This window comes from Asticcacaulis sp. P4_H10 (assembly GCF_056400965.1).
The window spans coordinates 282,544-296,321 of record NZ_JBFUKH010000002.1 but is presented as its reverse complement, the minus strand read 5'-3'; the positions used below and the strand labels follow the sequence as shown (position 1 = coordinate 296,321).

Genomic DNA, 13,778 nt, shown 5'->3' with positions numbered 1-13,778 from the left:
TGCGCCCGCAAGCGTTTGCAATCGAATCAAGTTGCTGTGAATGTTGCCCTTTTCGGCTCACATACCGTTTATCAGTACGTGTTCGCTAAGTGTGAACCTGGCTGAGCTGTGCTTGGCGTCGTGGTACGAACACACCGGGTCCGCAGCACTGGTTTCCGACGGGGGCGCGCGAGGGCGTTACAGCTACCTGATGGCGGAGCCGGCGGCCGAAGCCGTCCTGGCCTATGATGATACCGCAGACGCAGCACAGGTGCTGCGCGCCGCGACGGCCTTTGTACAGCAAGGCGAAACGGTGCCTGGCCTGCCGCCGTTTACAGGCGGACTGCTCGGCCTGGCGGCTTTCGAACTGGGGCCACGACTTGAGCGCATGGCGCGGCGGCCGTTCCGCATCGAAGGGCGCGGCGCGTGGCCCGAACTGGTGGTGCGGCTCTATCCCGGCCTCATAAGTATCGATCACACGACCGGTCAGGGGCTGGTGATCGGCCGGGGGTCCAGCCAGAGCGAAGCCGACGCCATCCGTGACCGCCTGATCACGCTTTATCACGCAACCGCGTCAAAGCCAGCGCCGGTAGCCCCGCTTACCGACGCCCCCCTGCGGCTTGAAACGCCCGACGGTGTCCATGAGGACAAGGTCGCGGCCCTCGTCCGGCAGATTCATGCCGGCGACCTGTTCCAGGCCAATCTGGCGCGCGGCTGGAGCGGACGGTTGCGCAATGAGGTCTCGCCGGGCGATGTCGCAGCGGCTCTGCACGCGCAGGGAGCGGCCCCGTTTGGTGCGTTTGTGAACCTGGGCGAGCGCGCCATCGTGTCAAACAGCCCGGAGCGCTTCATTCGCCTCGACGCAGATGGCTTGCTCGAAACACGGCCAATCAAGGGAACACGCCCGCGCGGCCAAACCGAGCGCGAAGATCACGCATTCGCTGCCGAACTCCAGGTCAGCATCAAAGACCGCGCAGAAAACCTGATGATCGTCGACCTGATGCGGCACGACTTGTCGAAGGTCGCCGAGACCGGCAGCGTCGCTGTGCCGGCGCTCCATGCCTTGGAATCCTACGCCAATGTCCACCACCTCGTCTCGACCGTCACGGCCCAGCTGGCGGCCGGAAAGACCGCGGCCGACGTCCTGGCGGCAACCCTGCCGGCGGGCTCGATCTCAGGCGCGCCCAAGGTGCAGGCGATGAAGGTCATTCATGAAATGGAGGCGGCGCGCGGGCCCTATTGCGGCGCGCTGTTTACCGTCGACGCGGGCGGGGCGATGGATTCAAGCGTCCTGATCCGCACCCTGGCCTTCGAACGCGACGAGGCACACAGGTGGCATGTCCGCGCGGCGGCGGGCGGCGGTATAGTCGCCGACAGCGACCCTAAGGCCGAACGCATCGAAACGGAAACCAAGCTGTCCCTGATCCGCCGCGTCCTCGAAGGCGCCAAAATTAGTCTTTAGGACGCCTTACGGACAACGGCAGTGCCGTTGCGCGGATGGTGATAAAAGGTGTCCTTGAAGGTCTTTTCACCGGGCAGCAACTTGCCGAGCGGCGAGACGAAGTCGTATTCGACTTCCGTCATGATCAGGCTTTCCTTGGCGGCAATCTGGTCTGTGGTAATCGACGTGATTTGCTTGCCATCGGCATAGTCGGCGATATTGTGCCCGTCACTCCAGTCGACACGCGCAATCTTGTCCGCGCCCATGGTTACACAGGTCAGGCGCACCCTTAGCTTGGTGCCGGTCTCAAAGGGCTGCAACATGCTGGTGCCGATCTCCCACAGATCGGTGACATTGGCATTGGTCAGGGTTTCCGACTGCGCCGCCAGGTCACCTATCGTGGCGGCAAGGTGCGAGGTGCGGCGCCCCGCCATCATGCTCAGCGTCAATTCGGCCAGGCCGAGATAGGTCATGATGAGAATTGGCGCGATGAGCGCAAATTCGACGGCAGACACGCCCCGGCGGTCTTTGGCAAAGCCGCGCAGGCGAACGCAATTGGCAAGACGGTTGAGAATACCCATTAGAACGGCTCGTTTCTGAAGACGACCTTGGCGCTGATCACCGCATTCTTGTTGCTGAGCGTCGTCATGCCTGCCTCAAGGAACGGCGTGAACATCGGCCACTCGTAATAGGCGCGCACCATCTGGATTTTGCTGCCCTTGCCGATGACATAGGCGAAGTTGGCGGAATCGAACTGACCGTTCTTGATGAGGTCGGTCTTCGGAACCTGGGCGAAACTGTCATAGGTCTGGACGTCGACCTGGAGGCTGGCCTCACAGGTTCCGGACAGCCAGGTCATGTTGGCGCAGATCTTCTGACGAAAAATGGCCGCGGTGGAATTGGCCTGGGTCAGGATGCCTGTGCGAATCTGACGTGACGCCAGGTCGGTAGCATTATCCAGGGTCACCGATAAAAGTACGATCAGGGCCAGCTCGAAACAGCACAGGATCATGAAAATAAGCGGGAAAGCGATCATGGCGAATTCAACCGCCGCGGAACCCCGACGGTCCCTCACCCCCTCGCCAAGCTGCGCAATCCAACGCAGCGCGCGTATCTTCGCCACCATATCCCGGTCCGATCCCTGTGCCTAAGGTAGGACGATCCTACAGCACCTGGGTCAACAGTCCGTTAAGTCCCGGCAGCTTTTACGCGCAGCCTGCGCCGCTGTGGGGCCTAGGGCGCGGGAACGGGCGCCGCCACGGAAGCGCCCGGGGTCGAGGTATTGCCGTTATTGACGTCCTCGGCGATGCAGACATTGGTGCAGACCATCAGGCTGGGCTTCAGGCCCTTATAGACGGTAATAGCGCCCTGGCGCACCGCCGTTACGGCGACTTCTCCGTCAAACAGGGCGCGGCCGTCGCGGCCGGTGATCGTGACCGAACTGTTGCCGAAGCCCTTACCCAGAATATAGACGGTGCGGGAATCAACGACATTGACATCAGCAATCTCAGGATTGCCAACAATGACCGAAGACGCCGGCGCATTCAGCGAGACCCGGACCGTGTGGTTCTTTTCGACGACGAGGCGCTGACCCGCAACGGCCGCCGTCGCTGTAAAACCCGCCGCCGCGACAAGGGCAACCGCCAGGATATGTCTTCCATTCCGGATCATGACAGAACTCTTTATGTATTGCCGACACGCGCGCTGGCGCTGCTTTCACCCCTATCCTGACCATACAGGCATGAGGAGCGCGTTAGGAAACAGGGTAATCAATAAATCTTTAAAATTGCTAAATGCAATATTAAGGAAAAAATTTCTCATATATTTCAATTTTCACCGTCGTTAATCGTAGTTAACCTTAATTGGAATTTACAGTAAATATATATTTACCATAGATTATTTTTATAAAAACCTGATTGTTTACTTGGCCTTAATCATGGTTTCTTATTGTGATCTCGTGTTCGGGAGCAAATGAGCCGTCAAGCCGGTCCAACCCGATGCAAAATACGGCTCACTTGCCAACCTAATCTGACAATCCCTTCCAGGAGTTTCCCATGACCAAGTTCTTCAAGACCTTCGCTCAAGACCAATCGGGCGCCACTGCTATTGAATACGGCCTGATCGCCGCCCTGATCGCCGTTGCCATCATCACGATCGTGACCTCGGTCGGCACCAACCTGTCGGCGACCTTCACCAAGGTGAACAACGCCGTCGACTAATACGACCCGTAAGAATGCGCGCTTCCGGAAGGCAGCGCGCATTTTTGGTTAGTGCATTGGTTACCTGATGCGGAGAGCTACGTGCCGCGTAGTCGACCGGAACGGTCTTTGGCAACGGCTCACCTGCCTACATTTTATCTAATCGTCCAAGGAGACAGTTATGACCAAGTTTCTGAACAGGTTTGCTCAAAACGAATCTGGCGCTACGGCCATTGAGTATGGTCTGATTGCCGCCCTGATCGCCGTTGCCATCATCACGATCGTGACTTCGGTCGGCACCAATCTCTCGGCGACCTTCACCAAGGTCAACGACGCCGTCGACTAAGTCGGCTTACAATAATGCGCGCTCCCGATGGAGCGCGCATCCCTTATTGCAAATCATCGGTCGTCCCATGCTGAAGCGTTTTTTAAATGATGACAGAGGCGCGACAGCAATCGAATACGCTTTGATTTGCGGCCTGCTGTTTCTCGCCATCGTGACCGCCCTGTACTCCTACGGTGACAGCATGGGCGGCCTGTACAAGAAGATCGGTGATGCGATCAGCGGTGCCACAAGCTAAGATCCCTTATCCAGAGTATCTGTCCGAGCCGCGGGGTCCTCCGCGGCTTTTTTGTATGAAAATCCCCGCCGTAAGGCCTTCCTTAATCGGCCTTGGCTAGATTTACCCGACTGATTGAACATGGAAAGACCTCGCCCGTGCTGATCCCGCTCCTCTTCGCGCTCGCCTATCCTTTCTGCCTGTGCTGGGCGGCGAAGAGCGACATCGAGTCGATGACCATTCCAAACCGGCTGAATATCGGCCTGGCCCTGGCCTTCGTGCCGGTGGCTCTGCTGACGGGCCTGGGCTGGGAAGGCTGGGCCATGCATCTTGGCCTGGGGCTGGCTGGTCTCGTGCTCGGCATCGTCCTGTTCGCCTTCCGCCTGATGGGCGGCGGCGACGCCAAGCTGATTGCCGCTGCGGCCCTGTGGCTGGGACTGGACGGCTTCATTGCCCTGTTAATCTATACCGCCCTGGCCGGCGGCGCCCTGACCCTGATACTGCTCAGTGCGCGCAAGCTGTACGGCCATTATGCCGGCGTGCTGCCGGCCAATCTCGGCCGCCACCTTCAGGAAAAGGGCGACATTCCCTACGGTGTCGCGATCTGCGCCGGTGGTCTATTGGCCATGCAGCACAGCGACTTGCTACCGCTGTTGCTGAAACTGGCCTAGTTCCGGCACAGCGGCGAAAAAGCCCGGAATCGACGAAAAAGCAGACCGTTTCGATTTCCTTAGGTGAACGTTAACTAACCTTAAGCCAACAATGTCCTGAAAATTCACAACCTCCCTCCCGGCCGGCGCGTCCCGCCGGTCCGAGGGCCAGCGCTTTTGGGGAATCGGGTGCAATGAAGACGTCACGATACGTCGTACTGGGCATAGCAGCCATTGCCGGTATCCTGCTGTTCTTTCTCGTTCGCGGCATGATCGGCGGCAAGGCGACGACCGAAGCCACCGCCACGCCAGCGGCGCCCGCACCCGCGGCCGTCGCCTCCGCGCATGTCCTGGTCGCCAATCGCAACATCAAGGCCGGCGAGCATATCGCCGAAGGCGACCTTCGCTGGCAGGACTGGCCCGCCACCATGGTCACCCCTGCCTATATTACCGACCAGCCCGTCGCGCCGGCGCCTGAGCCCGCATCCGTGAGCACACCGGCTAATGGCAGCGAAGACGCGGCCAGCAAGGCGCAGCAAGCCGGCAACGATATCGCCGCAGCCGCCAAGCGGACCCTGGGTCCCAATGCCAAGACGGCCCTGGTCGGCTCGGTGGCCCGCGAAGATATCCTGGCCAATGAACCGATCATCGAAGCCAAGGTCGTCCGCGCCGACCAAGGTGGCTTCATGGCTGTCATGCTGGCGCCCGGCATGCGCGCCGTCGCCGTCCCGGTCAGCGTTGACAACACAGCCGGCGGCTTCATCCTGCCAGGCGACCGTGTCGATATCCTGGTGACCCATCAGACGCCCCGCGCCGGCGGCAGCGGCACGGTGGACAGCGTCCAGCCGGTGCTGCGCAATATCCGCGTCCTCGCTATCGACCAGCAGGTCAATACCGAGGAGAAGCAGAACCTGATCGGGGCCACCGCCACCCTGGAGGTCGCACCTGTCGATGGCCAGGCGCTGGTGCTGGCCAAGGCATCCGGCACGCTCTCTCTGATGCTGCGCTCCTATGCCGACGCATCCGGCCCGTCCGGGATCGTAACCGCCCTTCCGACTGGCGGCGACGGCAGCGTCCGTATCTTCCGAAACGGTCAGTCCTCAGATGTGCTGGTGACGCGATGAACCCGAAAAAACTCCCGGCCGCCTCGCTGGTCCTTGCCGCCGTCCTGGCGGCCTCTGCCGTACCGATCGCTGCGCATGCCGCGCCTGACACAGGCCCTGGCAAGGCAAGCGTGAAGGGCATGCAAAGCACCGCGGTCAAGTCGCAGATCCTGAACCTGCCCAAGGGCCGCTCGGCGGTCATCGACCTGCCTGCCGACGCCGCCGATGTCTTCGTGTCTAACCCGGCCGTCGCCGACGCCGTGCTGCGGACGCCGCGCCGCATCTTCGTCCTGGGCGTCGACGCCGGCCAGAGCGACGCCATCTTCTTCGACGCTTCGGGCCGCCAGATCCTCAACCTCCAGATCCGCGTCGACACGTCGACCGATCACCTGGCCGACGCCGTCACCCGCCTCTTCCCCGACAGCAAGGTTGAGGTCCAGAGCCTGGCCGGCAAGGTCGTGCTCAGCGGCATGGCGCGCAACAACGCCGAAGCCGACCAGATCTTCCGCCTGGCGCAGGGCTTCGCCGGCAAGCCGGAGGACGTGGTCAACCTGATCAGCATCGCCGGCAAGGACCAGGTGACACTCAAGGTCCGCATCGTCGAGATCAACCGCAACACGATCAAGCAGCTCGGATTCGACCACCTGCTCAGCGTCACCAATTCCAACGGCGTGCGCTTCGGCATGGCGACGAACACGACCTACGGCGTCAACAACAAGCTCCTGGGCGGAGGCTCCATCGGCTACGAGGATTCGCGTCCTCTGGGCCTGTCGATCGAATCCAACGTCAATGCGTTCGAACGCGTTGGCCTGGTCCGTACGCTGGCCGAACCAAACCTGACCTCGGTGTCGGGTGAAGCCGCCAAGTTCCTGGTCGGCGGCGAGTTCCCCGTTCCGGTCGCCCAGGACAATCAGGGCCGTGTCACGGTCGACTTCAAGCCTTTCGGTGTCGGCCTCGGCTTTACCCCGGTTGTCCTGTCGTCGGGCCGCGTATCGCTGAAGATCTCCACCGAGGTCTCCGAACTGTCGAACCTGGGCGCCCTGCAACTGAACTCGACCCTGACGCTGCCGGCCCTGTCGGTGCGCCGCGCCGAGGACACGGTCGAAATGCAGTCGGGATCGTCGATGATGATCGCAGGCCTGCTGCAGCAAAAATACAAGCAGTCGGTGGACGCCCTGCCGGGCCTGGTGTCGCTGCCTATCCTGGGCACTCTGTTCCGCTCGCGCGACTTCCTGAACGAGGAGACCGAGCTGGTCATCATCGTCACGCCATATATCGTTCAGCCCGGCGCGCCGGGGGACTATCAGACGCCTGCCGATAACCTGCACGTCGCGCACGACCTTCAGGCCGTCTTCATGGGCCGGGTCAACAAGGTCATCAAGGCGCGCAACGGCGAAGTGGCCTCCGACACTGACACGCCGCCCGCCTACTCCGCCCCAGTCGGCTACGTGATCGAATAGGACGCATCATGACCCATTCTCCCGTCCGTCTTCTTGCCCTCCTGGCACCCCTGATGGCACTTGGCGCCTGCGCCACGACTGGCCAGTCCGACACCACTGCCGAGCGCCCCGCCCTGCCGACCGACCAGTATCCTTTGATGGCCGAACGCCAGGTGCGCACCGTCTCGTTCCGCGTCAATCCGGGCGGCCTGTCTGAAAACCAGCGCCGCGCGCTCGATCAGGTGGCTGACGACGCCAGCTGGACGCGCGGCGACTCGGTCGATGTCGATATCGTCACCGCCGGGGAACCGGGCGCCGTGGCGGCCGGCCGCGTGATCGGCGACTACCTGGCCCGGCACGACGTGCCCGCCGAATCACTCAGTCAGACCAGCAAGCCCGAACAGCCGGCGGACATCGTCACGGTCAACATGACCTTCTCCCGCTCGGTCGTCTACGCCTGCAACCAGACCTGGGAAAACCTGACGGCGACCCGGTCGAACGACACCTATGCCAATTTCGGCTGCGCCGTAAACTCCAACCTGGCTGCACAGATCGCAGATCCGCGCGACATCGATCGCGCGGCGCGGGCGACTTCGTCCGACGCCCTGCGCAAGTCGGAAACCCTCGCCAAATACCGCAAGGGTGAAGTCACGTCGTCGGCCAAGGACGATCAGGCGCAGGGCACGATTTCCGACGCCGTCCAGTAATCTTAAGTCAGTGCGTACATGAGTAGCGTAACAATGCGTGCAGTCCCCCAGATCGCCCTACATAGCGATGCCAAAACGAGCGATGACATGCCTAATCCGGCCAAGTTGAACGATCCCTTTGACAGCATCGATGACATCGACGACGAATTCGTCACCGATTACAAGGCCTCTGACTTTAAGAGCGCGGACTTCAAGGAGAGCGGCGACGGCTTCGGCACGCCCGAGATCGATCCGGCGCTGGAAACGCCGTATGACGACGGCCCCGTCACGCGCGATCCTTTCGACGACGATCTTGAACCCGTACCGCATACGACGCGCCAGGCCTTCGCTGGCGTGACACCCCAGCCGCAGGCGCCAGGCTATGCCCTGGGCGGCGACGACGATATCGGCGCCATCTCGATCCCGCGCATCGCCATCCACTTCTTCCCCGACTCCGAAGACAGTGTGCAGGCCTGCGACACGGCCTCGCTGGATCGCCGCATGACCCGCGCCCAGTGCGTCGTCAAGCGCGGCGGCATCATGGAAGCCGTCGATACCTATCGCAGCGAGCCAACCCCGTCGCTGTTGTTCGTCGAGAGCAATGCGCGCGGCCGCGACATGCTGGATCAGCTGGCGCAACTGGCCGAAGTCTGTGACGCCAATACCAAGGTCGTCGTCGTCGGGCAGACCAACGACATTTCGCTGTATCGCGAACTGATGCGCCAGGGCGTGTCGGAATACATGGTCGCACCGGTTTCGCCGCTGCAACTCATCAAGACCGTAGCCTCGCTGTACAACGACCCCGAAACGCCGTTCGTCGGCCGCGCCATCGCCTTTGTCGGCGCACGCGGCGGCGCTGGTTCGTCGTCGATCGCCCACAACTTTGCCTATAACCTGGCCGAAGCCATGCAGGCCAATACGGTCATCGTTGACTATGACCTGCCGTTCGGCACGGCCGGGCTCGATTTCAACCAGGACCCGCTCCAGGGCGTCGCCGATGCGCTCAATGAGCCCGAACGCCTCGATTCCGTCCTGCTCGACCGCATGCTGATCAAGTGTTCGGAGCGCCTGTCGCTGTTCTCGGCGCCGGCCACGCTCGACCAGGACTTCACCGCCGATACCGAGGCCTATGACGAGGTCACGCGCAAGGTCCGCTCGGCCGCGCCCTTCATTGTCATGGACCTGCCTCACGTCTGGACGCCGTGGCTCAGGCAGAACCTGATCGCTGCCGACGACGTCGTCATCGTCGCCACGCCTGACCTGGCTTCGTTGCGCAACGCCAAGAACATCATCGACCTGCTCAAGGCCGCCCGTCCCAACGACCAGGCGCCCCGCCTCGTCCTGAACCAGATGGAAGTGCCCGGCCGTCCGGAAATCCCCGTCAAGGACTTTACCGCGGCCCTGGGTCTGGAACCCTGTTGCCTGATCCCGTTCGACGCCAAGCTGTTCGGCCAGGCGTCGAACAACGGCCAGATGATCGCTGAGGTCGGCGCGGCTTCCAAGGTCGGCGAGGCTCTGACCCAGTTGACTGCGCTCATCACCGGCCGTACGCCGGAGGTCAAGCCGAAGAAGTCCTTCCTGCAATCCCTGTTCAAGAAGTAAGGGCACAAGCTCAGTGTTTGGCAAACGACCGACCGATCAGGACAAGAGGCCCGCCGCGCCCGCACCGGCGGCAGCCAGCCCGGCTTCGTCGGCCGTCGCAGCCGCGCGTGAAGCCGTGGCGTCACCGGCAGCCAAGCCCCAGGCTCTTAGCAATGCCGGGCCACCTCCTGCCGCGTCGGGGAACGACACGGCAACGCGCCCGCAGGCGCTTGACGCCAAGGCAAAGCCTGACGCCACGGCAGCGCCCCTCCCTGAACTGAACCAGGAAAAACGTGTCGGGGGCGCAGCCCCTGCCGCCGCGAAAGCCAAGCTGGCCGCCGGTCTCGAGCAGATGAACAAGGCGCAGGCGGTCACCGAGATCGTCCGCGAGCAGTCCGACTATTACCACGCGACCAAGACCGCCATCTTCAACGCCCTGCTGAACACGATCGACCTGAGCCAGCTGGCTTCGCTCGATCACAAGGCGGCGTCCGAGGAAATACGCGACATCGTCGCCGAACTGGTCGCGATCAAGAACGTGTCGATGTCGGTGTCGGAACAGGACAACCTGGTCCAGGACATCATCAACGACGTCCTCGGCTATGGCCCGCTTGAACCTTTGCTGGCGCGCGATGACATTGCCGACATCATGGTCAACGGCGCCCACCGGGTCTTCATCGAAGTCAACGGCAAGGTCCAGCTGACCAATGTCCGTTTCCGCGACAACCAGCAGCTGATGAACATCTGTCAGCGCATCGTCAGCCAGGTCGGCCGCCGCGTCGACGAAAGCTCGCCGATCTGCGACGCCCGTCTGCCGGACGGGTCGCGCGTTAACGTTATCGCGCCGCCACTGTCGCTTGACGGTCCGACCCTGACCATCCGGAAGTTCAAAAAAGACAAGCTGACCATGCGCAACCTGGTGGAGTTCGGCTCCATCAGTCCGGAAGGCGCACGCGTGCTGGGCGTTATCGGAGCATCGCGCTGCAACGTCCTGATCTCTGGCGGTACTGGCTCGGGCAAGACGACCCTGCTCAACACCATGACCGCCTTCATCGATCCGACCGAACGCGTCGTGACCTGCGAAGACGCCGCCGAACTGCAGCTTCAGCAGCCACACGTCGTCCGCCTGGAAACCCGCCCCCCCAACCTCGAAGGCCAGGGCATGATCAACATGCGCGACCTGGTCAAGAACTGTCTGCGTATGCGCCCTGAACGCATCATCGTCGGTGAAGTCCGGGGCCCTGAAGCGTTCGACCTGCTCCAGGCCATGAATACTGGCCACGACGGCTCGATGGGTACACTCCACGCCAACAGCCCGCGTGAAGCCGTCTCGCGTCTCGAATCCATGATCACCATGGGCGGCTACGGCCTGCCGTCGAAGACCATCCGCGAAATGATCGTCGGTTCGATCGACCTCATCATCCAGGCTGCCCGCCTGCGCGACGGTTCGCGCCGCATCACCCACGTTACCGAAGTGCTCGGCCTGGAAGGCGATGTCATCATTACCCAGGACCTTTTCCTCTACGAGATCGAAGGGGAAAACAAGGAAGGCAAGATCATCGGCCGCCACCGTTCGACAGGCATCGGCCGCCCGCGCTTCTGGGACCGCGCCAAGTATTACGGCCTCGAACGCGAACTCGCGGAGGCGCTCGATGCCGCGGAGTAAGCGTACGCGTAAGGCTCAATCGTTTTCGCGTTCAAGGAGCGAAGCGTTAGCGCCATGCTCGCGCTCAGACGGCGGAGCGTTAGCGCCATGCTAATGACGATTGCCGTTGCCTTCCTGGGCTTTATCATTCTGGCCAGTCTCGGTTTTGTGTTCACCAGCGGACCGTCGAGCTCGCCGGCCCTGACCAAGCGCGCCGCCGCCATCGGCACGCGCCAGGCAACACGCGCCAAGCGTCAGAAGGGCGCCGCCAAGACGCCCGAAGAACGCCGCAAGCAGATCAGCGAGCAGCTCAAGGCCGCGGAAAAGCAGGAGCGCAAGAAGCGCCTGACCCTGCGTGCCCGCATGCTCTATGCCGGTCTGACGCCGAACATCATGCAGTTCATGATCTACAGCGCCATATTGGGCGGCGTCGCCTTCCTGGTCCCGGTCCTGCTGCTTAAGATGCAGATCATGCTCAAGCTGCTCATCAGCGCGGGCGCCGCCTTCGCCTTCGGCTACGGCGTGCCGCGCTGGATCCTGAGTTTCATTGCCGCAGGGCGCCTCAAGAAGTTCACCGAGGAATTTCCCAATGCCATGGACATCATCGTCCGCGGCATCAAGTCGGGCCTGCCGGTCAATGACGGCCTGAAGATCGTCGCCAAGGAAAGCACCGCACCGCTGGGTCCGGAATTCCAGCGCCTGATTGAAAACGTCGGCGTCGGCATGTCGCTGGAAGGTGGATTGGAAAAGATGAGCGAGACCATCCAGTCACCGGAATTGCGCTTTTTCACCATCGTCATCGCCATTCAGTCCAAGACCGGCGGCAACCTGGCCGAAGCGCTCGGCAACCTGTCGGCTGTCCTGCGTGCGCGCAAGCTGATGCGTGAAAAGATCAAGGCCCTGTCATCGGAAGCCATCGCTTCGGCCAGCATCATCGGCTCGCTGCCGCCCGCCGTCGGCACCATGATCACCCTCACCCGGCCGGAATACCTCGTCCCGATGTTCACCGATCCGCGCGGCCAGCTCATGCTGCTGGGTGGCATCGTGTGGATGACGCTTGGCATCCTTGCGATGCGCAAGATGATCAACTTTAAAATGTAGGTGATCATCATGGGGCTTACGGACGTCGCACAATTCATCATGAACCCGTCGACCCTGATCGCAGGGGGCGTGGCGGCACTGGCTGCCATATCGGTCATGACGCTGATGAAGGGCATGGTCGTCGACGAGCAGTTCGAGAAGCGCATGAAGGCGGTCGGGCAACGCCGTGAAGAGCTGCGCCGCATGTCGCGCCAGAACGTGTCGTCGGGCGGCAGTTCGCTGCGCCATCAGGACACCAGCCCCTATAAGGCGCTGGTCGAAAAACTGAACCTCAAGACCCTCCTGGAGGATCCAAAGGTCGTCGAAAAGCTGGCAACCGCCGGTTTCCGCGGCCCCAAGCCGATTTCGACCTTCTATTTCTTCCGCCTGTCGACGCCTTTCGTCTTTGGCCTGCTGGCGGTATTGTATCTGTTTGTTCTGAACGTCGTGAAGCTTGAAATGAACATCAAGTTTCTGATCGCTGTCGGCGCGTTCGTGGCAGGGTATTACGCGCCCAACATGTATATTTCCAACATGGCAGCGAAGCGTCGGGAATCGATTGTGTCGGCCTTCCCCGATGCACTCGACCTGATGCTGATCTGCGTCGAGGCCGGCATGTCGATCGAAGCCGCGCTCCAGAAGGTCAGCGCCGAACTGGGGCCTTCCTCCATCGAGCTGGCGGAAGAGCTGTCACTGCTGGTGGCCGAACTGAGCTACCTGCCCGAGCGCCGCCAGGCCTATGAAGGTCTCGCCAAACGGACGGCCCACCCCGGCATCAAGGCCGTGTGTACGGCCATGATCCAGGCCGAAAAGTACGGTACCCCGCTCGGCACCGCGCTCCGCGTCATGGCCAAGGAAAACCGCGAACTGCGCCTGGCCGCCGCCGAAAAGAAAGCCGCCGCCCTGCCGGCGCAGTTGACCGTACCGATGATCATCTTCTTCCTACCGGTGCTGTTCCTGGTCATCCTGGGCCCGGTCTTCATCCGCATCAGCGACACCCAGAAGAAGCAGCCAGACGCGCCCGTCATTTCGGACAAGGCGACAACCGACAAGAAATAGAGTTAGCGCCTGGCCGCCGCCAGCAACATGCCGATCACCAGCCCCAGGCCAAGAGCCAGCAGGCTTGATTGCAGCGGATGTTCGCGAATGCGCTGTGTCGCCGTGCGGTTCAGCCGCCCAAGATCGTCACCGGCATATTCCGTCAACTGACGAATGCGCGCCTCGGCCTGACGGGCGCGTTCAGCCACCAGGTCGGTTGCGTGACTGACCTCGTGCTTGATCATTTCCGAGATGGACTGGACGTCATCGGCGCTGAACGTCTTGAGCTTGCTGGCCGCTGCACGGGCCCGGGGAGACAGCGACATGGGTACCCACTCCTGTGTCTAACCTGTTCACGAACAAAAACCCTAGCCTCGC

General features: G+C 61.9%; 16 protein-coding genes. 12 read left to right on the top strand and 4 right to left on the bottom strand.

Going from position 1 to position 13,778, the window contains the following annotated elements; all coding sequences use genetic code 11:
- The first annotated feature begins 91 nt into the window (after nucleotides 1–91).
- Nucleotides 92–1,441 carry an anthranilate synthase component I family protein gene (locus AC1DON_RS05465; RefSeq protein WP_476933740.1) on the top strand — a complete coding sequence of 450 codons (1,350 nt, stop codon included), beginning with the start codon at nucleotides 92–94 and terminating at the stop codon, nucleotides 1,439–1,441.
- Here AC1DON_RS05465 and AC1DON_RS05460 read toward each other — a convergent pair.
- From AC1DON_RS05460 to AC1DON_RS05450, 3 genes are all read right to left on the bottom strand, one after another.
- Nucleotides 1,438–2,001, bottom strand: a complete 564-nt coding sequence (locus tag AC1DON_RS05460; protein ID WP_476933739.1) for a TadE/TadG family type IV pilus assembly protein — start codon at nucleotides 1,999–2,001, stop codon at nucleotides 1,438–1,440. The genes AC1DON_RS05465 and AC1DON_RS05460 overlap by 4 nt on opposite strands.
- Complete coding sequence (locus AC1DON_RS05455; protein ID WP_476933738.1) at nucleotides 2,001–2,546, bottom strand: TadE/TadG family type IV pilus assembly protein; 546 nt, start codon at nucleotides 2,544–2,546, stop codon at nucleotides 2,001–2,003. The genes AC1DON_RS05460 and AC1DON_RS05455 overlap by 1 nt, the downstream gene beginning before the upstream one ends.
- Nucleotides 2,547–2,653: 107 nt before the next feature.
- Nucleotides 2,654–3,091, bottom strand: a complete 438-nt coding sequence (locus AC1DON_RS05450; protein WP_476933737.1) for a pilus assembly protein N-terminal domain-containing protein — start codon at nucleotides 3,089–3,091, stop codon at nucleotides 2,654–2,656.
- Nucleotides 3,092–3,474: 383 nt separating this feature from the next.
- Between AC1DON_RS05450 and AC1DON_RS05445 the strand changes: the two genes are divergently transcribed.
- The 11 genes from AC1DON_RS05445 (at nucleotide 3,475) to AC1DON_RS05395 (ending at nucleotide 13,421) form a co-directional block, all read left to right on the top strand.
- Nucleotides 3,475–3,639, top strand: a complete 165-nt coding sequence (locus tag AC1DON_RS05445; RefSeq protein ID WP_476933736.1) for a Flp family type IVb pilin — start codon at nucleotides 3,475–3,477, stop codon at nucleotides 3,637–3,639.
- 160 nt (nucleotides 3,640–3,799) lie between these two features.
- Nucleotides 3,800–3,964 (top strand): Flp family type IVb pilin, encoded by a 165-nt coding sequence (locus AC1DON_RS05440; RefSeq protein WP_476933735.1) that lies wholly within the window; start codon nucleotides 3,800–3,802, stop codon nucleotides 3,962–3,964.
- A gap of 67 nt (nucleotides 3,965–4,031) precedes the next feature.
- Complete coding sequence (locus tag AC1DON_RS05435) at nucleotides 4,032–4,199, top strand: Flp family type IVb pilin (protein WP_476933734.1); 168 nt, start codon at nucleotides 4,032–4,034, stop codon at nucleotides 4,197–4,199.
- 137 nt (nucleotides 4,200–4,336) lie between these two features.
- Nucleotides 4,337–4,849 (top strand): A24 family peptidase, encoded by a 513-nt coding sequence (locus AC1DON_RS05430; RefSeq protein WP_476933733.1) that lies wholly within the window; start codon nucleotides 4,337–4,339, stop codon nucleotides 4,847–4,849.
- Between the two features lie 173 nt (nucleotides 4,850–5,022).
- Nucleotides 5,023–5,952, top strand: coding sequence for a Flp pilus assembly protein CpaB (gene cpaB / locus AC1DON_RS05425; RefSeq protein ID WP_476933732.1), 930 nt, complete (start codon nucleotides 5,023–5,025; stop codon nucleotides 5,950–5,952).
- Entirely contained in the window at nucleotides 5,949–7,391 is a 1,443-nt protein-coding gene (locus tag AC1DON_RS05420; RefSeq protein WP_476933731.1) for a type II and III secretion system protein family protein, read from the top strand. The genes cpaB and AC1DON_RS05420 overlap by 4 nt, the downstream gene beginning before the upstream one ends.
- A gap of 8 nt (nucleotides 7,392–7,399) precedes the next feature.
- Nucleotides 7,400–8,077 (top strand): CpaD family pilus assembly protein, encoded by a 678-nt coding sequence (locus tag AC1DON_RS05415; protein WP_476933730.1) that lies wholly within the window; start codon nucleotides 7,400–7,402, stop codon nucleotides 8,075–8,077.
- An 87-nt stretch (nucleotides 8,078–8,164) separates the two neighbouring features.
- Nucleotides 8,165–9,658, top strand: a complete 1,494-nt coding sequence (locus AC1DON_RS05410; protein WP_476933929.1) for a CpaE/TadZ family protein — start codon at nucleotides 8,165–8,167, stop codon at nucleotides 9,656–9,658.
- 13 nt (nucleotides 9,659–9,671) lie between these two features.
- The gene (locus AC1DON_RS05405) at nucleotides 9,672–11,303 is read left to right on the top strand and encodes a CpaF family protein (RefSeq protein ID WP_476933729.1); all 1,632 of its coding nucleotides are present in this window, start codon (nucleotides 9,672–9,674) and stop codon (nucleotides 11,301–11,303) included.
- A gap of 87 nt (nucleotides 11,304–11,390) precedes the next feature.
- On the top strand, nucleotides 11,391–12,383 hold the full coding sequence (locus AC1DON_RS05400) for a type II secretion system F family protein (protein ID WP_476933728.1): 993 nt from the start codon (nucleotides 11,391–11,393) through the stop codon (nucleotides 12,381–12,383).
- 9 nt (nucleotides 12,384–12,392) lie between these two features.
- The gene (locus AC1DON_RS05395; RefSeq protein WP_476933727.1) at nucleotides 12,393–13,421 is read left to right on the top strand and encodes a type II secretion system F family protein; all 1,029 of its coding nucleotides are present in this window, start codon (nucleotides 12,393–12,395) and stop codon (nucleotides 13,419–13,421) included.
- A gap of 2 nt (nucleotides 13,422–13,423) precedes the next feature.
- Here the strand turns inward: AC1DON_RS05395 and AC1DON_RS05390 are convergent, their stop codons facing one another.
- Entirely contained in the window at nucleotides 13,424–13,726 is a 303-nt protein-coding gene (locus tag AC1DON_RS05390; RefSeq protein WP_476933726.1) for a glycine zipper domain-containing protein, read from the bottom strand.
- Between the last annotated feature and the right edge of the window lie 52 nt (nucleotides 13,727–13,778).